Genomic DNA, 23,108 nt, shown 5'->3' with positions numbered 1-23,108 from the left:
GGACCTGTGCGTCGCCGGTCTCGGCCGGACCCGGCTTGCCAAGTCGGTGCACGACGCAGCGTGGGCCGGCTTCACAGCCATGCTGGAGTACAAGGCCGCCCGGTACGGGCGCACCTTCGCCCGGGTGGACCGCTTCTTCCCGTCCACCCGCAGGTGCTCCGACTGCGGACGCATCAACGAGAAGATGGCGCTCAACGTCCGAGCGTGGGACTGCCCCTGCGGAGCGGCCCACGACCGGGACGTGAATGCGGCGCTGAACGTGTTGGCCGCTGGACAGGCGGACAACGGAAACGACCGTGGAGCGCGGGTAAGACCGGGACTCGTCCCGGCACCGCGCGGCGAAGCGGTAACCCACCCGGACGCCGCGCGGTCCACGCGCAGCGTGGCGGGAATCTCCGTCCTTCAGGACGGAGAGGATGTCAATGGCTCCTCGATCCCGCGGACGTCAGCGACGACGGGCGCGGCGGTCGAGGCGGGCCGATCGCAGGATCTGCTGGTGGACCGGCGGGCGGTCGAACGCGTACGCCGCCGCGAGCCGCTCGCTGTCGTAGACGCTCGTCACGGTGCCGGCGCCGTCAGCGGGTGACCGGGGCGACGCCCGTGGACTCGCGGACGACCAGGCGGCCGGGCTGGCGGACGACGCCCGAGTGGTGGTCGCCGTCGAGGGCGGCGAAGAGGTGGCGGACGGCGGTGGCGCCGAGCTGCTCGAGGTTGAGGTCCACCGTGGTCAGTGGGGGGCGGCACTCGGTGGCGAAGACCTCCCAGTTGTCGTAGCCGACCACGGCCACGTCGTCGGGGCAGGTGCGGCCCAGGTCGCGCAGGGCCTCGGTGACGCCGGAGGCGATCTGGTCGTTGCCGCAGAAGATGGCGTCGATGTCGGGGTGCGAGGCGAGCAGCCGCGAGGTGGCGTGCCGGCCCCAGCGCTGCGACCACTGGCCGAAGAGCGGCTCGCCGACCAGGGAGAGGCCTGCCGACGAGAGGCCCGAGGCGAAGGCCAGGGCGCGGTCGCGGGCGGCGCGGTAGCCGTGGTCGCCGGTGATGTGGGCGATGCGCCGGCGGCCCAGCGAGACGAGGTGCTCGGCGGCGAGGTGGGCGCCGCCGGCGTCGTCGGCGACGACGGACAGGTCCGCGGGGTCGTCGGACTCGCAGTACGCGTACACGACCGGCACGGGGATGCTGCGGGTCAGTGACGGGCGCAGGTCGTTGGCGTCGCCGAGGATGATGAACCCGTCGACCTGCCGGGCGAGCAGCGTGCGGATGTAGTGCTGGCGGCGGATGGCGTCGCCGCGGGCGTCGCAGAGCAGGACGCTCATCTGCTCGTTGCCGAGGGCGTTCTCGGCGCCGAGCAGGACCGGGATCGCGAAGCGGGCGGCCGACAGCTCGTCGGTGAGCAGGCCGATCGTGCGGGTGTTGCCCGAGATCAGGCCGCGCGCGAGCACGTTGGGCTGGAAGGACAGCTCCTCCGCGGCCTGCTGGACCCGGCGCCGGGTCGCCGGGGCCACCTCGTCGCGGGCGTTGAGCGCCTTGGAGGCGGTCGCGACCGAGACGCCGGCCAGCTTAGCGACGTCGGTGAGGGTGACCTGCGCGCGTTTCCTGCTCACCAGCGGCCCTTCTCAAGCATCCGAAAACTTTTCGGCGAGCATACACATGCTCGGTTGCGTGTCACAACTGTCACAAACCGACATTCGGGTCAGATCAGCATCGCCGCGCGCAGGAAATCGACCGTTGACACGACGAGGCCATGCTGCCATCCTTCCGAAAAGGTTTTCGTAACACAGAAAGGTGGGTACCGCAGTGACGTCGGACGCCAGCGGAGGGCCGGTGCTCCCGTCCCGCGGGGTACTGCGGCCCGTCGATCCGCGACGGGTACGCATCACCGGCGGGTTCTGGGCGCAGCGCCAGGCGGTGAACGGCACCGCCACGATCGAGCACTGCCGCACCTGGCTCGACCGGCTCGGCTGGACCGGCAACTTCGCCACGACGGGCACGGGCACCGAGCGCCGCCGCGGCCGGGAGTTCTCCGACTCCGAGATCTACAAGCACGTCGAGGCGATGTGCTGGGAGTCCGTCCGCCCCGGCGGCACCGACTACTCGGCGCGGCTGGACGAGCTCACCGCCATGATCGCCGCCGCGCAGGCCCCCGACGGCTACCTGCACACCGCGTTCGGCCGGCCCGGCCAGCCCGAGCGGTACAGCGACCTGAACTTCGGCCATGAGCTCTACTGCGCCGGCCACCTCATCCAGGCCGGCGTCGCCGCGGCCCGCACCGGCCTGGCCGGCGGCCTGCTCGAGGTGGCCCGCGGCGTCGCGGACCACGTCTGCGCGACCTTCGGCGACGAAGGGCTGTGCGGCCACCCGGAGATCGAGACGGCCCTCGTGGAGCTGTTCCGGGTCACGGGCGAGCAGCGCTACCTCGACCAGGCGGCCCGGTTCGTCGAGCGGCGCGGGCACCGCAGCCTGCCCGAGCACGAGTTCGGCTGGCGGTACTTCCAGGACGCCGTGCCGGTCCGCGACGGCGAGGCGTTCGCCGGCCACGCGGTCCGCGCGCTCTACCTCGCCGCCGGCGCCGTCGACGTGGCCGTGGAGACCGGCGACGACGCGCTGCTCGGCGCCGTGGTGCGGCAGTTCGACCGGACCCTCGCCCGGCGCACCTACATCACCGGCGGGATGGGCTCGCGGCACCTCGACGAGTCCTACGGCGACGACTTCGTGCTGCCGCCGGACCGCGCGTACTCCGAGACGTGCGCCGGCGTGGCCACCGTGATGCTCGCGCACCGGCTGCTGCTGGCGACCGGTGACCTGCGCTACGGCGACATCGTCGACCGGGTCCTGCACAACGTGATCGCCACCGCGGTCGCCGACGACGGGCAGTCCTTCTTCTACGCCAACACCCTGCACCAGCGGACCCCGACCGAGGCGGTGCCGCCGGACCGGGAGCAGCTGCGCTTCGGCGGCGGGCCGCGCGCCCCGTGGTTCGAGGTCTCCTGCTGCCTCAACAACGTCGCCCGGCTCGTCGCCTCGCTCGGCACCTACCTGGTGACGGAGGACGACACGGGCGTGCAGGTGCACCACTACGCACCGATGACCGTCGACGGGGAGCGGGTCACCGTCGACACCGACTACCCCGAAGGCGGCACCGTCGTCGTCACCGCCGACCGGCCCGTCACCGTGCGGGTGCCGGCCTGGGCGGACGGCGCCACGCCGACCCGCGACGGCGACCAGGTCCGCCTGGACCTGCCGGTCAAACCCCGCTGGACGTTCCCCGACCAGCGGGTCGACGCGACCCGTGGCTGTGCCGCCGTCGAGGTCGGCCCGGTCGTCATGTGCGCCGAGTCGGTCGACCAGGAGGACGGCGTCACCCTCGACGACCTCCAGGTCGACACGTCGGTCGCCCCCGAGGCCACCGCCGTCAAGGGGCGGCTGCTGCACCGGGCCGAGCGCGGCTGGCCGTACCAGAGCCGCGAGGACAGTCCCGAAAGCTCCGATCCGATCGTGGTCACCCTTGTGCCCTACCACCGCTGGGCCCGGCGCGGGCCCTCCACGATGCGGATCTGGCTGCCCACCACCTGACCCCCACCCGAAATGGAGGTGACGCGATGCCACACCCCCGCTGGAAACTCAGGCTGGCAATCGCGTTGACGACCGCCCTGACCGGCTCGATCGGTGCCGCGACGCTGGCCGCCAACCCGGCGTCCGCGGCACAGACGATCGGCTACCCGACGTTCAACGGGCCGGCAGTGCCCGCACCACCGGTCGCGATGAGCACCGGCAACACCATGCAGGCCATCTTCGACGCGGAGAGCGGCGGCACGGACTTCTGGATGGACCGGCTGCTCGCGCGGCCCGGCAACGACCCCGCCGGCACCTGGCTGATGACCCGCGGCCGGGGCGTGTTCATGAAGACGCACACGCCGTCGACGCTCGGCTTCGGCGGTGACGTCGCGTACTGGGAGAGCATCAACGGGCAGGGCGCGTTCACCGTCACCGCCGGCACCGGCACCTGGACCGAGCAGGTGTCGCAGCGCTGGCAGGCGCCCAGCCACTGGAAGAGCGTCCACACCAACGGATCCCTGCGGATCAACCAGACGAAGTTCATCACCCACAACAACGTCGCCGTCGACAACCTGGCGATCACCAACACCGGCACCGCCTCGCAGACGATCGCGCTGCGGGTCACCTCGCCCTACGCCACGTCCGGCAGTGGCGACGAGCTGACCGGCCAGGTGGGCGTGAAGAACGCGCTCACCACCCTGTACCCGCGGCTGTCCGCCGACGGGTTCACCGCCACCAGCGGCGGGCTCAACCGGTCGGTGACGATCGCGGCCGGCGCCACCGTCACCACCAAGGTGCTGCTCGGCTTCGTCGCCAACGAGATCCCCGACTCGCTCACGGAGTACAACGCCTACAAGGGCTACAGCGCGGCGACCGCCTTCTCGACCCACGTGCGGGACTACAACCGCTGGTGGGCGGTGAACGTGCCGTACCTCGACGTGCCCGAGCCGGCCATCAAGAAGAACATCTACTACCGCTGGTGGCTGATGCGCTTCAACTACCTCGACGTCGACATCCCCGGGCAGGACTTCCAGTTCCCGGTCTCGGTCGAGGGCGCGCTGGGCTACAACAACGCGATCGCGCTCACCCAGCCGATGCACATCGACGACCTCAAGTACCTGCGCAACGCCGCCTTCTCCTACGGGCCGTGGCTGTCGGTCGGGCAGACGTCCAAGGGCGGCCGCTTCATGGACAACCCCGGCGACCCGGAGAACTGGTCCAACAGCTACACCCAGTACATCGCCGAGGCGGCCTGGCGCAGCTACCAGATCCACGGCGGGCAGCCCGCGATCGCCGGTAACCTCGCGAAGTACGCCGAGGGCGACGTGAAGGGCCAGCTGTCGTACTACGACCACAACAACAACGGCCTCATCGAGTACGACTGGGGCGCGCTCACCGGCAACGACGCCGACGCCGTGTCCTTCCACTGGCGCTCCGGCAACATGGACCGGGCCGAGTCCGCGTACGTCTACAGTGGAGCGCTCGCCGCGGTCCAGGCGTACACGGCGATCGGCAACACCGCGAAGGCCGCCGAGATGCAGGCGATCGCCGACCGCATCCGCAACGCCATCGTGTCGACGCTGTGGGACTCGACCAACAAGCTCATCGAGCACCGGCACGTCTCCACCAACGCGCTCGTGCCGTGGAAAGAGATCAACAACTACTACCCGTACTCGGTCGGCGCGATGCCCAACACCGACGAGTACAAGCAGGCGCTGCGGCTCTTCGCCGACCCCGCCGAGTACCCGGTCTTCCCGTTCTTCACGGCCAACCAGAAGGACAAGGCGGCGGCCGCCGCGGCGGGCCAGCCGGGCAGCAACAACTTCTCCACCATCAACTCCACGGTGCAGTTCCGCCTGTACTCCTCGGTGCTGCGCAACTACCCCAACCAGTGGATGTCCACTGAGGACTACAAGAAGCTGCTGTACTGGAACGCCTGGGCGCAGTACATCGGCGGCAACACCCAGTGGCCGGACGCCAACGAGTTCTGGGCCGACTGGAACGCCGGCACGAAGAACATCGACTACCGGTCCTGGATCCACCACAACATCCTCGGCAGCAGCAACTGGACCGTCATCGAGGACGTGATGGGCCTGCGGCCCCGCAACGACAACCAGGTCGAGCTGAGCCCGCTCAACATCGGCTGGCCCAACTTCGCCGCCAACAACCTGCGCTACCGCAACGCCGACCTCAGCGTCGTGTGGGACGACCCGGCCGACGGCGTCGTCAAGTACAGCGGCATCCCGCAGGGCTACTCCATCTTCGTCAACGGCACCCGCGTGGCGACCGTCGACAAGCTGGTCCGCCTGGTGTGGAACCCGGCCACCGGCGCGGTCACGTTCCCGGCCGGCGGCGGCGCGACCGTGCAGTTCAGCGCGGCGTACTCGGGCCTGCAGGCGCCGGCCCAGGTGAGCCAGACCAGCGCCCAGATGGTCGACATGTTCAACAAGGCCGGCGTCGACCTGACCTCGACCCTGCCGAACTACGCGCAGGGCGTGGCCACCTCCGCGTCCTACACGGCGAGCGGCACCGCCGGCGCCAACGCGGTCGACGGGTTCCCGATCAACGAACCGACGTGGGGCACCTACGGCTCGCCGAACGCCACCGACTGGCTGGAGCTCAACCTGGGTCAGGCGCGGACGGTCGACGAGGTGCGGCTGTGGTTCCGTAACGACCGGGCCACCAACCGGTACCGGCAGCCCAGCTCGTACCAGATCCAGTACTACAACGGCAGCGCGTGGGTGAACGTGGCCGCGCCGGTGAAGACGCCGGGCACGCCACGGGCGAACTACAACGTCGTCAACTTCACCGCCGTCAACACCACCAGGCTGCGGGTACAGGTGACCCACGCGTCGGGCTTCAAGACCGCCCTGACCGAGGTCAAGGTGTACAACCGGGGCGGCGGCACCGTGCCCCCGCCGACGGGCGGCAACCTCGCCCTGAGCGCCACCCCGAGCGCGTCCTACACCTCGTCGTGGGAGAGCGTGGCAGCGCTCAACGACGGCATCGACCCGCCGAGCTCCAACGACACCGTCAACCCGCGCTGGGGCACCTGGCCCAACACGGGCGAGCAGTGGGGCCTGCTGACCTGGTCCTCCGCGCAGACGGTGAACGCCGCCGACGTCTACTTCTTCGACGACAACGGCGGGGTGCGGCTGCCCGCGTCGTGGAAGTTGCAGTACTGGAACGGCACCGCCTACGTGGACGTCGCCGGCGCATCCGGCTACCCGCTCGGCATCAACCAGTACAACCACGTGACGTTCACCGCGGTGAGCACCACCAGGCTCCGGGTGCTCCTGCAGAGCGGCACCGCGTCGGTCGGTCTGCTGGAAGTCAAGGTGACCGGCCCGTAACCCCAGAAAGGTCCGCCCGTGCACAGCGTACGAAGGCCCCCGGCGATGCGGGACGTCGCCCACCTCGCCGGGGTGTCCCACCAGACCGTGTCCAGGGTGGTCAACGACCACCCGAGTGTGCGGTCCGAGACCCGAGCCAGGGTCCTCGCCGCGATGCGGGCGCTGGACTACCAGCCCAACGTCGCGGCCAGGACCCTGGCGACGAACCGGTCGCAGACCGTCGGCCTGGTCACCTTCGACACCACGCTGTTCGGGCCGTCGTTCATGGTCCACGCCATCGAACGCGCGGCCCGGGAAGCGGGCTACTTCGTCAGTATCGCCAGCGCCAGGGAGCTGAACGTGCCCTCCGTGTCCGAAGCGATCCGCCGACTGCGGGAACAGGCGGTCGAGGGGATCATCACCCTCGCCCCGGTCGCCGCGGCCTGGACGGCGCTCGGCCGCTCGCTGCTCGACGTGCCCGCGCACGTGCCGATCGTCGGCATGGGCATCGACGTGGCGGCGATGCCGGAGGTGCCGATGGTGGCCGTGGACAACGCGGCGGGTGCCGGGCTCGCGACCCGGCACCTGATCGCGCTCGGTCACCGCACCGTGCACCACGTCGCGGGCCCGCCCGAGTGGCCCGAGGCCCGCGAACGGCTCGTCGGCTGGCAGGCAGCGCTGGAGGACGTCGGTCTGCCGGTGCCCGTCCCGCTGCCCGGCGACTGGAGCGCCCGGTCCGGCTACGCCGCCGGCCGGGCGCTCGCCGCCGACCCGTCGGTGACGGCCGTGTTCTGCGGCAACGACCAGATGGCGATCGGCGTGCTGCGCGCCTTGCACCAGGCCGGCAGGGCGGTGCCGGACGAGGTCAGCGTCGTCGGGTTCGACGACATGCCGGAGGCGCCCTACCTGCAGCCTCCCCTGACCACCGTCCGGCAGGACTTCGCCGAGCTCGGCAGGCGCAGCATGCACCTGCTCGTCACCCAGATCGCGGCGGGCGTGCGGCAGACCGGTCAGCACCGGTCCGCTCCCGACCTCGTCGTGCGTGAAAGCACCTCCGCTCTTGCTCTTTGATAGCGCTCACAAACAATGTGTCCAGGAAGGGACCGACCTTGAAGCGTTTACTGAGCGGCACCGTCGCCGCCACCCTGTTGTTGGCGCTCGGCGCCTGCGGCGACTCCGCTGACTCCCCGGCGGCGACCGGCGAGGCCGCGGACAGCGGGGCCACGCTCACCCTGTGGACCCGCGCCGCCACCGAGTCCGTGTCGAAGGCGTACGCCGCCGCCTACAACGCCACCCACAAGAACCAGGTGCAGGTCACCGCCTATCCGAACGAGGAGTACCCGGCGAAGCTCGCCTCGGCCGCCGGGGCCAAGGCATTGCCGGATCTGTTCGCCTCCGACGTGGTGTTCGCGCCGCAGTACGCCTCGCAGGGGTTGTGGCTGGACATCACCGACAAGTTCAACGCCTTGCCGATGAAGGACAAGGTCGCCCCGGCGCACGTGCGCAACGGCACCTGGAACAAGAAGAACTACGCGGTCCCGCACACGATCGACATGTCGGTCATGCTGTACAACAAGGACCTGTTCACCAAGGCCGGCCTGGACCCGGAGAAGCCGCCGGCGTCGCTGACCGAGTTCGCCGCGGCCGCCCGCGCCATCGACAAGCTCGGCGGCGACATCAACGGCACCTACTTCGGCGGCAACTGTGGCGGCTGCAACGTCTTCACCCTGTGGCCGTCGGTGTGGGCCGCCGGCGGCGACGTGATGAACGCCGAGGGCACCGCCTCGACCATCGACTCCAAGGAGATGTCGGAGGTCTTCGCGCTCTACCGGAAGCTGTACGACGAGGGCGTCGCCGCGCCGGCGTCGAAGGACGAGGCCGGCCCGACCTGGCTCGGCGCGCTGCAGAGCGGCAAGATCGGCATCGCCCCGGCGCCGTCGGCGTGGCTCGGCATCATTGAGGAGAAGGCCACCTTCAAGGTCGGCATCGCGCCGATCAGCGGCATCAACGGGGGCGAGTCGACGTTCGTCGGCGGCGACTCGATCGGCATCGGCGCCACCAGCAAGCACGCCGCGCAGGCCTGGGACTTCCTCGCCTGGACCCTCGGCGACGAGGCGCAGGTCGAGGTCGTCGCGAAGAACAAGGGCGTGCCGACCCGCACCGACCTGGCCTCCAACAAGTACTCCTCGGCCGACCCGCGGATCGTGACCATCAACAACCTGATGGGCAAGGGCAAGACGCCGTACGCGAAGAACTTCAACGCCACCTACAACGACCCGCAGAGCCCGTGGAACACCGCGTTCCGCGGTGCCCTGTTCGGCGACGCGCAGAAGTCGCTCGGTGACGGCGCCACCGCCCTCACCGCCTCACTGAAGAAGTAGCCGTGCCCGCCCGCCCCTGCGCGAGCGGGGGCGGGCCGCCCGCCCCACCGATACCCCCTCGAACCAGGACACCCCTCGAACACGGTCGCACCGGAGAAGATGATGACCTTGCTGGCGCCAACGCGACCGACGGTCCTGCCGTCGGCGTCGCCGCGAAGGAAACGCAACAGGCAGTGGATCGGCGCCCTGTACGCCGCGCCGACCGCGTTCGTGGTGGGCATGTTCTTCGTCGTGCCGCTCGGCCTGGTCGTGTGGATGTCGCTGCACCACTGGCCGCTGCTCGGCGCGCCGACGATCAACGCGCCGGAGAACTACGCCGGGCTCGCCGACGACGACCTGCTGCGCACCGCCGTGTGGTTCACCCTCAAGTACACGGTCGTCGTGACGGTCCTGCTGTTCGTGCTGTCGTTCGGCCTGGCGCTCATGGTGCAGCACCGCCGGCGCGGTGTCGGGCTGCTGCGCACCGCGTTCTTCCTGCCCGCCGCGGTCGGCTTCGCCAGCGCGTCGCTGCTGTTCCTCGGCCTGCTCAGCGACGAGATCGGCCCCGTCAACCGGGTCCTGGAGAAGGTCGGGCTGGTCGACGGGTACGTGTCGTGGACCAGCGGCAGCCCCAACTCCGCGCTCGGCTCCGCGGTCGTGCTCGTGCTGTGGCGCTTCGCCGGCTTCAACATGCTGATCCTGCTCACCGGCCTGCAGGCGATCCCGCTGGACGTGTACGAGGCGGCCCGCCTGGACGGCGCGACCCGCTGGCAGATCTTCCGGCGGATCACCGTGCCCCTGATGCGCCCGACGATCGCGCTGGTGCTCACGCTCATGATCACCGGCTCGCTGCTCGCCTTCGACCAGTTCTGGATCCTCACCCGCGGCGGCCCCGACAACGGCACCACGTCGCTGGTCATGGTGATCTACCGGGAGGCGTTCATCGAGCTGGATCTCGGCTCGGCGGCGGCGATCTCGGTCGTGCTGCTCGGGGTGCTCATCGTGTTCAACGCCATCCAGCTCGGCGTCCTGCGCCGCCGATCGCAGTAGGGACCCGTGCTCATGCCCCGCAAGATCAGTGCCGCCGCCCTCGCCGTCCTCTTCCTGTTCCCGCTGCTGTGGAGCGCGTGGGCGTCGGTGCGCACCCCGTCCGGCTTCGGCCTCGAGAACTACAGCCGGCTGTTCACCTCGGACAACGGCATCCGCTTCGAGCACATCGTCAACAGCGTCACCGTGTCGGCGCTGACCGTCGGCGGCACGCTGCTGGTCGCCACCCTCGGCGGCTACGCGTTCGGCCGGTTCCAGTTCCCGGGCAAGAACGCCCTGTTCCTGCTCACCCTCGCGATCCTGATGGTGCCCTACGCGACCATCCTCATCGCCCTGTACGTGCTGCTGGGGTGGATCGGGCTGCAGGACTCCCTGCTCGGGCTCAGCCTCGTCCTGATCATGTTCCAGCTGCCGTTCTCGATCTTCATGATGCGCAACGCGTTCGAGGCGATCCCGAAGGAGCTGGAGGAGTCCGCCCTGATCGACGGGTGTACCAGCTTCGGCGCGCTCACCCGCATCATGCTGCACGCGGTGCGGCCGGGCCTGATCACCGTCGGGCTGTTCGCGTTCCTCACCTCGTGGAGCGAGTTCTTCGCCCCGCTCATCCTGCTCAACTCCACGGACAAGTTCACCGTCATGCTCGCCGTGGTCAACATGCGCACCGCCTCGTTCGGCGCCATCGACTACGCCGCCCTGGAGGCCGGCGTGACGTTCATGGCGGTGCCCTGCCTGCTGCTCTTCCTCGTCCTGCAACGCAGTTACGTCCGAGGCTTCATGTCGGGCGCGCTGCGCGGCTAGCGCTTCCTCGGCACCACGGCGGACCGTCCACGGACGGACGGTCCGCGGACACCCCATACCCTCGGGAGGGACCCATGTCCTCACCACCGGTGACCCGCCGCAGCGTGCTGCGGACCACCGCCGTCGCCGGCGCCGCCACCGCCGTCGCCCCGCTCCTGTTCTCCGAGGCGGCCGGCGCCGCCCGCCCGGACACCGGCGTCTCCGCCTACGCGTTCCCGCTCACCGCGGTGGAGCTGCTGACCAGCCCGTTCACCGCCGCGGCCGGGCGCATCCACTCCTACCTGCTGTTCCTGGACAACGACAGGCTGCTGCACACGTTCCGCCTCAACGTCGGGCTCTCCTCCTCCGCCACCCCATGCGGCGGCTGGGAGTCACCGACCACCGAGCTGCGCGGGCACTCCACCGGCCACATCCTGTCCGCCCTCGCCCAGGCGTACGCGAGCACCGGCAACACCGCCTTCAAGACCAAGGGCGACCAGCTCGTCACCGTCCTCGCCCAGTGCCAGTCGCGCGCCGCCACCGCCGGCTACAACACCGGCTACCTCAGCGCGTTCCCGGAAAGTTTCATCGACCGGGTCGAGGCGCGGCAGTCCGTCTGGGCGCCCTACTACACGCTGCACAAGCTCATGGCCGGTCTGCTGGACATGCACCAGCTCGCCGGCAACGCGCAGGCGCTGACCGTGCTCACCGGCATGGCGGCGTGGGTCAAGTTCCGCAACGACCGGCTGACCCTGACCCAGCGGCAGAACATGCTCGACACCGAGTTCGGCGGGATGAACGAGGTCCTCACCAACCTCTACCAGCTGACCGGCGACGCCGCGCACCTGGCCGCCGCGCAGCAGTTCGACCACGCCGAGATCTTCGACCCGCTCGCGGCCGGCACCGACAGCCTGAACAACTACCACGCCAACACGCAGATCCCGAAGATCATCGGTGCGATCCGGGAGTACCACGCGACCGGGACCGTTCGCTACCGCACGATCGCGGTCAACTTCTGGGACATCGTCACCCGCCGGCACACGTACGCGATCGGCGGCAACTCCAACGGCGAGTACTTCAAGGCGCCCGACCGCATCGCCAGCGAACTGTCCGACACGACCGCCGAGTGCTGCAACTCGCACAACATGCTGAAGCTGACCCGGCAGCTGTTCTTCACCGACCCGTCCCGGGTGGACTACCTCGACTACTACGAGAAGGCGCTCTACAACCACATCCTCGCCTCGCAGGACCCGAACTCCGCGCACGGTTTCCAGTGCTACTACGTGCCGCTGCGCGCCGGCGGGATCAAGACCTACAGCAACGACTACAACAGTTTCGTCTGCTGCCACGGCACGGGCATGGAGAGCAGCACCAAGTTCGGCGACAGCATCTACTTCCACGACGGCGCCAGCACCCTGTACGTGAACCTGTTCATCCCGTCGGTGCTGACGTGGTCCGCGCGCGGCGTCACGATCCGGCAGGAGACCGGCTTCCCGGAGGCCGGCTCGACCAAGCTGACCGTCACCGGGTCCGGCACGTTCACCGTGAAGGTCCGGATCCCGTCGTGGGCGTCCTCGGCGTCGGTACGGGTGAACGGTGCCGCTCAGGCCGCGCCCGCACCCGGCTCGTTCGCCACGATCGCCCGCACCTGGGCCTCCGGCGACGTCATCGACGTGACCCTGCCGATGGCGCTGACCCGCGAGTCCGCCAACGACAACAGCAGCGTGCAGGCGGTGAAGGTCGGCCCGATCGTCCTCGGCGGGCTGTTCGGCACCAACAATCTCAGCGCACTACCCGTACTCAACCCGGCCACGCTCACCGCGACGGCGACCCCGTTGCAGTACACCGCCGGCGGGGTCACCCTCCAGCCGTTCTACAAGGTGCACGGCCAGCGCTACAGCGTCTACTGGTCGGTCAACACCACCCCGCCGCTGCCGCAGTTCGTCGCGCACTACCAGTTCGAGAACAACGGCACCGACGCCACCGGCAACGGCCGCACCGCCACGGTCACCAACGGTACCTACGTGACGGGCCGCACCGGCAGCGCCGTCAACCTCAACGGCACCAACGGATACGTGGCGCTGCCGTCGGGGATCCTGGCCGGCGCCACGAACTTCGCCGTCGCCCTGTGGGTCCGCGTCGACACGATCACCAACTGGGCCCGCGTCTTCGACTTCGGCAGCGGTACGGGCGTCAACATGTTCCTCGTCGCCAGGTCGGGCTCCGGGACCGCGCGGTTCGCGATCACGGCCACCGGCGCCGGCGGCGAGCAGCACATCGACGCCCCGTCCGCGCTGCCGGCCGGCGCCTGGACGCACGTCGCCGTCACCCGCGAGGGCAACCTCGGCGTGCTGTACGTCAACGGCGCCGAGGTGGCCCGCAACACCGGGCTGACGCTCAGCCCGTCGAGCCTCGGCGCCACCACACAGAACTGGGTCGGCCGATCCCAGTACGCCGACCCGTACCTCGACGGCGCCGTCGACAGTCTCCGCATCTACAGCCGCGCGCTGACCGCCGCCGAGGTCGCCGGCTTCGCCGCCAACGGAACCTGAGAGGTTTTGATGTTGCATCGACCAGTCGTGCTCGCCGTGCTCGCGGCGACGACCGTCTCCGTGCTCAACTGGCCGGGCGTGGCCGCCGCCGCGCCGGTCACCTTCGCCAGCACCGTCGTCAACCAGTCCAGCGGGCAGTGCGCCAACGTGCCCGGCGGCGCACCCACCAACGTCCTGCAGCTCGTGCAGGCCGCCTGCAACGGCGCCACCAGCCAGAACTTCACCTTCGTCCCGGTGGCGAACGCGACCGGCACCTACACCGTCAACACGCTCACCTCCGGCTCCTGCGTCGACGTGACCGGCCGGTCCACCGCGGACAACGCGACGATCATCCAGTACACCTGCAACGGCCAGACCAACCAGCAGTTCCGGCTACAGGCGGTCACCGTCTCCGGCGCCACGAACACGTTCAACCTCGTCGCCGTCGAGTCCGGCAAGTGCGTCGCGCCGGCGTCGGCCGGGCTCGTGCAGCTGACCTGCTCCACGGCGGCGACGCAGGTGTGGCGGCTGCCGTCGTACAACGGCGGCACGACGACCACGCGCACCTTCACCAACCCGCTCGACCCGCAGGGCCCGGACCCGTGGCTCACGTACTACAGCGGCTACTACTACCTGGCGTCCACGACGTGGAACCGCACGATCACGATGCGCAAGAGCCGCACGCTCGGCGGCCTGGCCACCGCGCCGGAGACCGTCATCTTCAACCTCACCCGGCCCAACGGCGCCGGCACCATGTGGGCGCCCGAGTTCCACCTGCTGAACGGCCCCAACGGGCAGCGCTGGTACTTCTACTACACCGCCGGCGCCGAGCCGTACAACCTCGGCACGCAGCGCATCCACGTCCTCGAAAGCGCGGGCCTCGACCCGATGGGCCCGTACACGTTCAAGGCCGACCTGCTCGACCCGACCTCTGACAACACGTGGGAGCTCGACCCGAGCATCCTGCAGCTCAACGGCCAGCTGTACCTGCTCGGCACGTTCTACAACGGCTCGCAGCCGATGTTCATCCGCCCGCTGTCGAACCCGTGGACGGCCAGCGGCACCCGTCGCATCCTCTCCACGCCCACCTACAGCTGGGAGACGGTCGGCGGCGCCGTCAACGAAGGCGCCGAGGTCATCACCCACGGCGGGAAGACCTTCATCATCTACTCCGCCAGCCACTGCTCCACCCCGGACTACAAGCTCGGCATGCTGACCTGGAACGGCGGCGACCCGCTCAACTCGTCGTCGTGGGTGAAGTCCCCGAACCCGGTCTTCCAGCGCTCCAACGCCAACTCGGTCTACGCCCCCGGCCACAACGGCTTCTTCAAGTCCCCCGACGGCACCGAGGACTGGATCGTCTACCACGCCAACAGCTCCACCAGCGGCGGCTGCGACATGAACCGCAGCACCCGCGCCCAGAAGTTCACCTGGAACGCCGACGGCACCCCCAACTTCGGCGTCCCGGTCGCCCTGGGCACCCAACTCCCCGTCCCCTCAGGCGAACCCGCCTCCTGACCTTCCGCGCCCACGACGGGCGGGACCGGCCGGTCCCGCCCGTCTCGCGGTGGACTGCGGGTGGCCGGTGTGCCATCGTGGGCGGATGTCACGGGTGGTGACGTTGCCGGCGGTGGGCAGGTTGCTTGCCGTCACCGACCTGCACGGTAACCTCGCGGACTTCCAGGCGATCGTGGCCCGGTTCAGGGCCATCGTGGACGCTGGGGGGCCGCGGCCGCACCTGCTGTTCTGTGGCGACCTCGTGCACGGGCCGGCCATCGCTCCGCAGGCGTGGCCGGAGCATCTCGGCGACTTCTATGTCGACCAGACGCCGCGGCTGCTCGCCGAGGCCCGGTGGCTGCAGGAGGCCTACCCGCAACAGGTCCACTTCCTGCTGGGCAACCATGAGCACGCCCATCTGGGTGGCCCGCGGTTGGACAAGTTCCATGCCGACGAGGCGGCCCACCTGGAGCGGCAGTACGCCCCGGGCGGGTTCGCCCCGGTCCGGCGGTGGATGGCGGGCTGGCCGCTCGCGGCCGTCGCGCCGGGCGCGGGCATCGCCTTCACCCACGCCGCGCCGCACGCGCAGATCGCCGGGCCTCGTGACCTCGACGACCTGGCGCTGGCCGGGTACGAATCGGTGCCCCTGGCCGACATGGCGTCGACCGGGCCGCTCGGGGCGCTGCTGTGGGCCCGGACCACGCCCGCCGAGCGGGGCCTCGCGTTCCTTCGTGCCCTGCACGTCGGGTGCAAGGTGGCGGTGTTCGGCCACGACATTGTGCGGGAAGGGCACTGGATCGAGCATGAGCCGCTGTTGTGCGTCTCCAGCAGCTTCGGGTGCTACGACGGCGACAAGGTGTACCTGGAGTGGGATCTGGCCCGCCCGGCGGGCAGCGCCGCCGAGGTCGCCCGCGACGGCCTGCGACGGCTGCACCCCGGCGCCCGGCCGGTGCATCGCACCTGAAGCTCAGCGCTGTGCGGGACGGGGCGATGGTCACGGTGCGTCGTCGAGGTCTTCCCTGCGCGGGAGGGGGACGGGGCTGATGTCGTGGCCGAGGTCGACGATGGCGCGCAGGAGGTAGGCGCCGAGGCGACGGAGAAAGTCCATGCCACGGAGCTTGACGGTGGTCGATGCAGTGGCGGTACCGCGGCGGCTGGGAGGCTCCTCCAGCGAGGCTCCACGCGGACTGTAGCGGAACTGTGCGGAAGATCTACCCGGTTCGATCACGCTGGGCGACATCGCGTCCCCCGCTGGCATCGACGACAGGACCTCCCGATATGCGACAGCTCCGTACTCTGGCGGCCGCCGCCACCGCGCTCAGTCTCTTAGCCGCCGCCGGGTGCGGGTCCACGCCCGCGTCCGGTGAGGGCGCCGCAGGGGAGGGGGCGCCGGTCGCGGGTGGGACGTTCAACTACGCGATCGACTCCGAGCCCAGCTGCCTCGACCCGCACGTCAGCCTCGCCGACGCCACCGCGTTCATCACCCGCGGGGTCGTGGACTCGCTCGTGGTGCAGGACGCCGACGGCGGCTTCAAGCCGTGGCTGGCGAAGTCGTGGAAGGTCTCCGACGACCTCAAGACGTACACGTTCGACCTGCGGACCGACGTCACGTTCCACGACGGGACGAAGTTCGACGCGGCGGCGGTGAAGGCGAACTTCGACCGGATCGTGGCCAAGGAGACCAAGTCGCAGTACGCCAGCACCCTGATCGGGCCGTACACCGGCACCACCGTCGTCGACGAGCACACCGCGGAGGTGCGGTTCAGCGCGCCGTTCCAGCCGTTCCTGCAGGCGGCGAGCACCGCGTACCTCGGCATCCAGTCGCCGAAGGCGTTCACCGACTACGCGGGGGCGCTGTGCGAGCACGTCGTCGGGTCGGGACCGTTCGTGTTCACCAGCCACACCCGGCAGCAGAACGTGACGCTGACGCGCAGCGCGACCTACACCTCGGCGCCGCCGAACGCGAAGCACACCGGGCCAGCGCACCTGGACAAGGTCGTCATCCGGTTCCTGTCCGAGAGCGCCACCCGGCTCGGCACGCTCACCAGCGGTGAGGTCCAGGGGATCAGCGCCGTGCCGGTGCCCAACGTCGCGGCGGTGCAGGCGAACACCGCACTCCAGCTCGTCCGCACCGACGCGCAGGGGGCCGTCTACACGCTGTACCCGAACACGTCGCGGGCGCCGTTCGACGACGAGAAGGTCCGCAAGGCGTTCCAACAGGCGCTCGACGTCGACACCCTCGTCAAGAGCGTCTACTTCGGACAGTACAAGCGGGCGTGGGGCGTCCTGTCGCCCAACACGAAGTACTACGAGCCGTCGCTGGAGCAGAAGACGAAGTACGACGAGGCGGCCGCGAACAAGCTCCTCGACGAGGCCGGCTGGACCACCCGCGACGCTGACGGGTACCGCACGAAGAACGGCAAACGGCTCGCCGTGGTCTGGCCGTACACGCAGCAGCAGGCCGCCGTCCAGCAGCGGGGCACGTTCGCCCAGGCGGTGCAGGCGGCGGAGAAGAAGATCGGCATCGAGGTCGTGCGGACCAGCGTGCAGACCGCCGAGCTGTTCGGGCTCGTCGCGAAGGCCCAGTACGACATCTTCGACGAGAGCTGGACCCGCGCCGACCCCGACCTGCTGCGCATCTTCTTCGCCTCCACCAGCAAGCCGCTCACCGGCCAGAACATCTCGTGGGTCAACGACGCGACCGTCGACGGCTGGGTGAACGGCGCGTCCGCCACCGCGGACGACGCCAAGCGCAAGGACGCCTACAGCCGCACCCAGCTGTGGGTGCAGGAGCACGCCGCCGCGTTCCCCGTCTACGTGCCCGCGTACCTGCTCGCGGCGTCGACGAAGGTGCACGGCCTGCGGTCGGACCCGGCCTCGTTCCCGCTGCTCTACGACGTGTGGCTGACGAAGTGAGCAGGGTGCGGTGGCTGCTGCGCCGGCTCGCCGGTGGTCTCGGCGTGCTCCTCGGCGCCGCCACCGTCACCTTCCTCGCGATGGAGCTCATCCCCGGTGACCCGGCGCGCGCCCTGGTGGGCAGCGCGCCGGCCACGCCGCAGACGATGGCGCTGATCCGGCACGAGATGGGCCTCGACCTGCCGCTGCCGGTGCGGTACGGGCACTACCTGGCCCGGCTCGCGAGCGGTGACCTCGGCCGCTCGTACCAGCTGCAGCAACCGGTGTCGGCGATCATCGGCGAGCAGGTGTGGCCGACCGTGCAGCTGGCGCTCGCCGCGACGCTCCTCGCCTTCGCGGGCGCGGTGCTCGTCGCCACGCTCACCGCCGGCCGGTGGCGGGTCGCCCGTGGCGTCGCGCAGGCGGTCGAGCTGGTCGCGGTGTCCACGCCGAGCTTCTGGCTCGGGCTGCTGCTGCTTTCGGTGTTCGCGTTCCGGCTGCGGCTGGTCCCGGTCGGCGTCGACCAGGGCCCCGCGGCGCTGATCCTGCCCGCCGTCACCCTCGCCGTCCCCGTCGGCGCGATCCTCACCCAGGTGCTGCGCGACGGGATGGAGGGGGCGCTGCGGCAGCCGTTCGTGGTGTCGGTGCGGGCCAGGGGCGTCGGCGAGCTCGGCGTGCGGGCGCGGCACGTGCTGCGGCACGGGCTGAGCCCGGCGGTGACCCTGTCGGGCTGGCTCGTCGGGCACCTGCTCGGCGGGGCGGTGCTCGTCGAGACGGTGTTCGCCCGCCCGGGCCTCGGGCGGGTCACGCTCGCCGCCATCAGCAGCCGCGACTTCCCGGTCGTCATCGCGATGGTGCTGTTCGTCGCGGTGGTGTTCGTGGTGGTGAGCACGCTCGTCGACGGCCTGTACCGGGTCATCGACCCACGCCTGCGGGGAGCGGCTCCATGACCGACATCGCGGTCACCGCGAAAGCAAGGCCACGGGTGCCGGCGGCGGGCGTCGTCGTCGCCGGCGTGGTCCTCGCCGCGCTGCTCGTCGCGGTGCTCGTGCCGGACAGCCTGGCCGCGGGGCCCGACGAGGTCGACCCGCTCATCGCGCTGCGGCCGCCGGACGGCACGCACTGGCTCGGCACCGACCAGCTCGGCCGGGACGTCTACGCGCGGATCGTCCACGGCGCCCGCATCTCGCTCGTCACCGGCGTCGCCGCGACCGCCCTGGCCGTCGTGGCCGGCACGCTGCTCGGGCTGCTGTCGGCGCTCGGCGGGCGGCTGGTCGACGAGGTGCTCATGCGCGCCGTCGACGTGCTGCTCGCGCTGCCCGGCATCCTGCTCGCCCTGCTGGTCATCGCGGTGCTCGGACCCGGCCCGGTCAGCGAGCTCGTCGCGATCGCGTTCGCGGCGGTCCCGGGGTACGCGCGCATGATCCGCGGGCAGGCGCTGTCGGTGCGCCGCGCCGACTACGTCACCAGCGCCATCGCCGTCGGCGTCCGCCCGATCGGCCTCGTCTGGCGGCACGTGCTGCCCAACTCGCTCGGCCCGGTGCTGGTCCTGGCGACGCTCGGCACCGGCAGCGCCATCATCATCGGCTCGTCGCTGAGCTTCCTCGGCCTCGGCCCGCGCCAGCCGACCCCGGAATGGGGCGCGATGCTCGCCGACGGCCGTGACTTCCTGTCCACCGCCTGGTGGGTGGGCGTCTTCCCCGGCCTGGCCATCACCGTGACAGTTGTAGCGGTGACCGTCCTCGGCCGCCGCTGGCAACGACGATTCGAAGGGCTCCGATGACACTGTTGCGAGTGGACGACCTGCGGGTGACGTTCCACAGTGGACGCGAGCGGGTCGAGGCCGTGCGGGGCGTGTCGTTCCAGATCGAGGCGGGGGAGTGCCTGGCGGTCGTGGGCGAGTCCGGGTCGGGCAAGAGCGTCACGGCCCGCACCCTCGTCGGCCTCACCGGGCCGTCCTCCGAGGTGGAGGCCGCCCGCATCGAGTTCGCCGGGCGGGATCTGCGCAGGCTGAGGCCTCGCGGCTGGCGGGAGGTCCGCGGCCGGGGGATCGGTCTCGTGCTGCAGGACGCGCTCGTCTCGCTCGACCCGCTGCGCACCGTCGGCGCCGAGATCGCCGAGGCCCTGCGCGCGGACGTCAAGGACCGCCGGGGAAGCGTGCTGGAGCTGCTGCGCGAGGTCGGCGTGCCGGAGCCGGAGCAGCGCGCCCGGCAGCACCCGCACGAGCTGTCCGGCGGGCTGCGGCAGCGGGCCCTCATCGCCTCGGCGATCGCGGCCGGGCCGTCGCTGCTCGTCGCCGACGAGCCGACCACCGCGCTCGACGTCACCGTCCAGGCGCAGATCCTCGCCCTGCTCGCCGAGCGCAAGGCGACCGGCACCGCGCTGCTGCTGATCAGCCACGACCTCGCCGTCGTCGCCGGCCTCGCGGACCGCACCGCGGTGATGCGCGACGGCGTGATCGTCGAGTCTGGCCCCACGGCGCAGGTGCTCGGCGATCCGCAGCACCCCTACACCCGCCAGCTGCTCGCCGCGGTCCCTGGCGCGCACCCCCGCGGCACCAGGCTCTCCGGCGGTCAGGCCGCTCAGGTGGCGTCGGCGGCGTCGGTACCGGGGGAGCCCGTCCTCGAGCTCCGCGGCGTCACGAAACGGTTCCGCCTGCCGGGTGGTGGCTCCCGGGACGCCGTGCGGGACGTGTCGGCGACGCTGCGCGCCGGCGAGATCCTCGGCCTCGTCGGCGAGTCGGGGTCGGGCAAGAGCACCGTCGCCCGGGTCGCGCTCGGGCTCCTGGCACCGGACGGCGGCGAGGTGCTCCTCGAGGGGCGTCCGTGGAGCGCGCTGCGGGAGCGGGACCGGCGGCCGCTGCGGCGCAGGATCGGCGTCGTCTTCCAGGACCCGCTGAGCTCGTTCGACCCGCGGCACCCGGTCGAGCGCATCGTCGCCGAGCCGCTCGGCGTCATCGGCCATCCCCGGCGCGACCGACGCCGCCGCGTCCTGCGGCTGCTGGACCAGGTCGGGCTCGGCGCCGCGGTGCTCGACCGGCGGCCGGTCGAGCTGTCCGGCGGGCAGCGGCAGCGGGTTGCCATCGCCCGCGCCCTTGCGCCAGGGCCGGCGCTGCTGGTCTGCGACGAGCCCGTGTCCGCCCTCGACGTGTCGATCCAGGCGCAGGTCCTGGACCTGCTCACCGACCTGCGGGCGGAGCTCGGGGTGGCGATGCTGTTCATCTCGCACGACCTCGGGGTGGTGCACCACCTCAGCGACCGCGTCGCCGTCATGCGCGCCGGTGAGATCGTCGAGGACGGGCCGGTCGAGACCGTGTTCGCCGCGCCGCGGCACCCGTACACCCGACAGCTGCTGGACGCGGTGCCGCGGCTGGAGGTCGTCACACCCGGCACGGCTCGCTGAGCACGCGGCGGATCCGGCCGAGGTCCAGGTCGATGGAGAAGCGCGACGGCACGTGCACCGGCGGCGCGTCGAGCGCCGGGTCGAAGGAGAGCACGGCCTGGTGCAGGCGGCGCAGCGCCGGCGACGGCTCCAGGCCCAGCTCGTCGGACAGGACCGTCCGCAGCCGCGTGAAGACCTCTAACGCGTGCACCTGGCGACCGGAGCGGTACAGCGCCAGCATCAGGTGCGCGTGCAGGTTCTCGTGGACGGGGTGCCGCTCGACCAGCGCGCTGAGCTCGCCGATCAGCTCCTGGTGCCGGCCCAGGCGCAGGTCGACCTCGATGCGGCGCTCGATGGTGGACAGCCGGCTCTCCTCCAGGCTGGCCAGCCACGTGCGCAGCACCGGGCCGGGCTGCACGTCCACGAGCGCCGGGCCGCGCCAGACGGCGAGCGCGTCGCGCAGCGCCGCCGCGGCCGCCGGGTCGTCGCCGTCGCCGAGCGCCTGCCGGCTGTCGCGGAGCCGGTCCTCGAACGCGTCGACGTCCAGCTCGCCCTGCCGAGACACGAACAGGTAGCCGCGGTCGCGGGTGACGAGGCGGCCGGCGCAGGTGGCGTCCCGCTCGTTGCCCAGCCGCAGGATGCGGCGCAGCTGCATGATGTAGGTGTGCAGCGTCGACACGGCGCTCGCCGGCGGGTTGTACTCCCACAGCTCCTCGATGCACTGGCTCACCGGCACCACCTGGTTTGCGTTGAGCAGCAGCAGCGCGAGCAGTTGCCGCTGCTTCGGTGCGGTCGGCACCTGGATCGCCCCGTCAGCGCAAAGGAGGAGCGGGCCAAGAACTCCCAGTTTCACTGCGTCTCCTATCGGATTAATAGGATTTTGGTCCGACTTCGCCGCTTGCGTCATTGCAGGGATTGGGCGCGGTCGTCGCTGCGGCTTTTACCGCTTACATTGAAGCGTATCGTAGGTAAATACTACGGTCAAGGTAGGAAATCAGACGCTATCTGCGGCTCTTCGTGCGCCCCTGAGCAGGTGCAACCCGATACGCGCGGAGAAAAAGATCGGTGGCGTCGGCGCAGATCTCGTCGATTTCCCAGGACGCCAAAGCGAGCGTGCCATATTTCGACCGCTGCTGTCCCTCATAGGTGAGCTGGGACACGAAATGCGCCGCCGCACGGTCCGGGCGGTCCGCACTCAACACGCCCTGGGCGGTCAGCACGGCCACCCGCTGGATCAGCCAGCCCAGCAGCTTCGGCCCCGACTGCGGCTCGTCCGCGCCGCAGGAGCGGTGCAGCTGCGGGTGGTGCGAGACCTCGGCGATGATCAGCCGGCGCAGCGCCGACACCTCGGGGTCGAGCGTCGCGGCGAGGAACTGCCGGCCGAGCCGCAGCAGGTCCTGCTCCAGCGCGGCCGGGTCGGTCAGCAGCGACTCGTCGAGCTCGGTGTCACGGTCGGCGCCGGTGCGCGCCTCGTCGACCACCGCGACGAACAGCCGCTCCTTGTCGCCGAAGTGGTTGTAGATGGTCTGCTTCGACACGCCCGCCTCGGCCGCGATCGTGTCGAGATTGGCCCGCTCATAGCCGGCGGTGATGAAGATCCGGGTCGCCGCCCGCATGATGGCGGTGCGCTTGCCGGGCAGTCCGCGGGGCGCGACCTCGGAGGGTGCCACCGTCGTGCTCGAACCCGCCACGCGTACCACCCCTCCGTCGCCCGTCGATCATACTAGACGGTACAG

General features: G+C 70.7%; 17 protein-coding genes. 14 read left to right on the top strand and 3 right to left on the bottom strand.

Annotated elements, in window-relative coordinates:
* Positions 1-586, top strand: a 586-nt coding sequence (locus ABD332_RS46465; protein ID WP_344511106.1) for an RNA-guided endonuclease InsQ/TnpB family protein, incomplete at its 5' end; no start/stop codon positions are given.
* Here the strand turns inward: ABD332_RS46465 and ABD332_RS46460 are convergent.
* Positions 576-1,601: a LacI family DNA-binding transcriptional regulator gene (locus ABD332_RS46460; protein WP_344511104.1), complete on the bottom strand. Its 1,026-nt coding sequence runs from the start codon at positions 1,599-1,601 to the stop codon at positions 576-578. The two genes, ABD332_RS46465 and ABD332_RS46460, sit on opposite strands and share 11 nt — an antisense overlap.
* 193 nt (positions 1,602-1,794) lie before the next feature.
* Between ABD332_RS46460 and ABD332_RS46455 the strand changes: the two genes are divergently transcribed.
* From ABD332_RS46455 to ABD332_RS46395, 13 genes are all read left to right on the top strand, one after another.
* Positions 1,795-3,570, top strand: a complete 1,776-nt coding sequence (locus ABD332_RS46455; RefSeq protein ID WP_344511102.1) for a glycoside hydrolase family 127 protein — start codon at positions 1,795-1,797, stop codon at positions 3,568-3,570.
* A 26-nt stretch (positions 3,571-3,596) separates the two neighbouring features.
* Positions 3,597-6,905, top strand: a complete 3,309-nt coding sequence (locus tag ABD332_RS46450; protein ID WP_344511100.1) for a galactose-binding domain-containing protein — start codon at positions 3,597-3,599, stop codon at positions 6,903-6,905.
* 18 nt (positions 6,906-6,923) lie between these two features.
* On the top strand, positions 6,924-7,955 hold the full coding sequence (locus tag ABD332_RS46445; RefSeq protein WP_344511098.1) for a LacI family DNA-binding transcriptional regulator: 1,032 nt from the start codon (positions 6,924-6,926) through the stop codon (positions 7,953-7,955).
* Between the two features lie 38 nt (positions 7,956-7,993).
* A complete protein-coding gene (locus ABD332_RS46440; protein WP_344511096.1) occupies positions 7,994-9,265 on the top strand; it encodes an ABC transporter substrate-binding protein in 1,272 nt (423 codons plus the stop codon).
* Positions 9,266-9,367: 102 nt separating this feature from the next.
* A complete protein-coding gene (locus ABD332_RS46435) occupies positions 9,368-10,294 on the top strand; it encodes a carbohydrate ABC transporter permease (RefSeq protein ID WP_344511094.1) in 927 nt (308 codons plus the stop codon).
* A 12-nt stretch (positions 10,295-10,306) separates the two neighbouring features.
* The gene (locus ABD332_RS46430) at positions 10,307-11,089 is read left to right on the top strand and encodes a carbohydrate ABC transporter permease (RefSeq protein ID WP_344511092.1); all 783 of its coding nucleotides are present in this window, start codon (positions 10,307-10,309) and stop codon (positions 11,087-11,089) included.
* A 74-nt stretch (positions 11,090-11,163) separates the two neighbouring features.
* Complete coding sequence (locus ABD332_RS46425) at positions 11,164-13,620, top strand: glycoside hydrolase family 127 protein (RefSeq protein ID WP_344511090.1); 2,457 nt, start codon at positions 11,164-11,166, stop codon at positions 13,618-13,620.
* Between the two features lie 9 nt (positions 13,621-13,629).
* A complete protein-coding gene (locus ABD332_RS46420) occupies positions 13,630-15,117 on the top strand; it encodes a family 43 glycosylhydrolase (protein ID WP_344511088.1) in 1,488 nt (495 codons plus the stop codon).
* Between the two features lie 85 nt (positions 15,118-15,202).
* The gene (locus tag ABD332_RS46415; RefSeq protein ID WP_344511086.1) at positions 15,203-16,060 is read left to right on the top strand and encodes a metallophosphoesterase; all 858 of its coding nucleotides are present in this window, start codon (positions 15,203-15,205) and stop codon (positions 16,058-16,060) included.
* Between the two features lie 314 nt (positions 16,061-16,374).
* On the top strand, positions 16,375-18,012 hold the full coding sequence (locus ABD332_RS46410; RefSeq protein WP_344511084.1) for an ABC transporter substrate-binding protein: 1,638 nt from the start codon (positions 16,375-16,377) through the stop codon (positions 18,010-18,012).
* Complete coding sequence (locus tag ABD332_RS46405) at positions 17,997-18,941, top strand: ABC transporter permease (RefSeq protein ID WP_344511082.1); 945 nt, start codon at positions 17,997-17,999, stop codon at positions 18,939-18,941. Before ABD332_RS46410 ends, ABD332_RS46405 begins: the two co-directional genes overlap by 16 nt.
* Positions 18,938-19,774 carry an ABC transporter permease gene (locus ABD332_RS46400; protein WP_344511080.1) on the top strand — a complete coding sequence of 279 codons (837 nt, stop codon included), beginning with the start codon at positions 18,938-18,940 and terminating at the stop codon, positions 19,772-19,774. Before ABD332_RS46405 ends, ABD332_RS46400 begins: the two co-directional genes overlap by 4 nt.
* Complete coding sequence (locus ABD332_RS46395) at positions 19,771-21,393, top strand: dipeptide ABC transporter ATP-binding protein (protein ID WP_344511078.1); 1,623 nt, start codon at positions 19,771-19,773, stop codon at positions 21,391-21,393. The genes ABD332_RS46400 and ABD332_RS46395 overlap by 4 nt, the downstream gene beginning before the upstream one ends.
* Here ABD332_RS46395 and ABD332_RS46390 read toward each other — a convergent pair.
* Together ABD332_RS46390 and ABD332_RS46385 are read right to left on the bottom strand one after the other, a co-directional pair.
* Positions 21,371-22,171 carry an AfsR/SARP family transcriptional regulator gene (locus ABD332_RS46390; RefSeq protein WP_344511076.1) on the bottom strand — a complete coding sequence of 267 codons (801 nt, stop codon included), beginning with the start codon at positions 22,169-22,171 and terminating at the stop codon, positions 21,371-21,373. The two genes, ABD332_RS46395 and ABD332_RS46390, sit on opposite strands and share 23 nt — an antisense overlap.
* A gap of 202 nt (positions 22,172-22,373) precedes the next feature.
* Positions 22,374-22,988: a TetR/AcrR family transcriptional regulator gene (locus tag ABD332_RS46385; protein WP_344511074.1), complete on the bottom strand. Its 615-nt coding sequence runs from the start codon at positions 22,986-22,988 to the stop codon at positions 22,374-22,376.
* Positions 22,989-23,108 lie beyond the last annotated feature (120 nt).

The sequence above is a fragment of the Dactylosporangium maewongense genome, assembly GCF_039531485.1.
Lineage (GTDB): Bacteria > Actinomycetota > Actinomycetes > Mycobacteriales > Micromonosporaceae > Dactylosporangium > Dactylosporangium maewongense.
The sequence above is the reverse complement of the archived record's forward strand: the minus strand, read 5'-3'. Positions and strand labels throughout refer to the sequence as shown.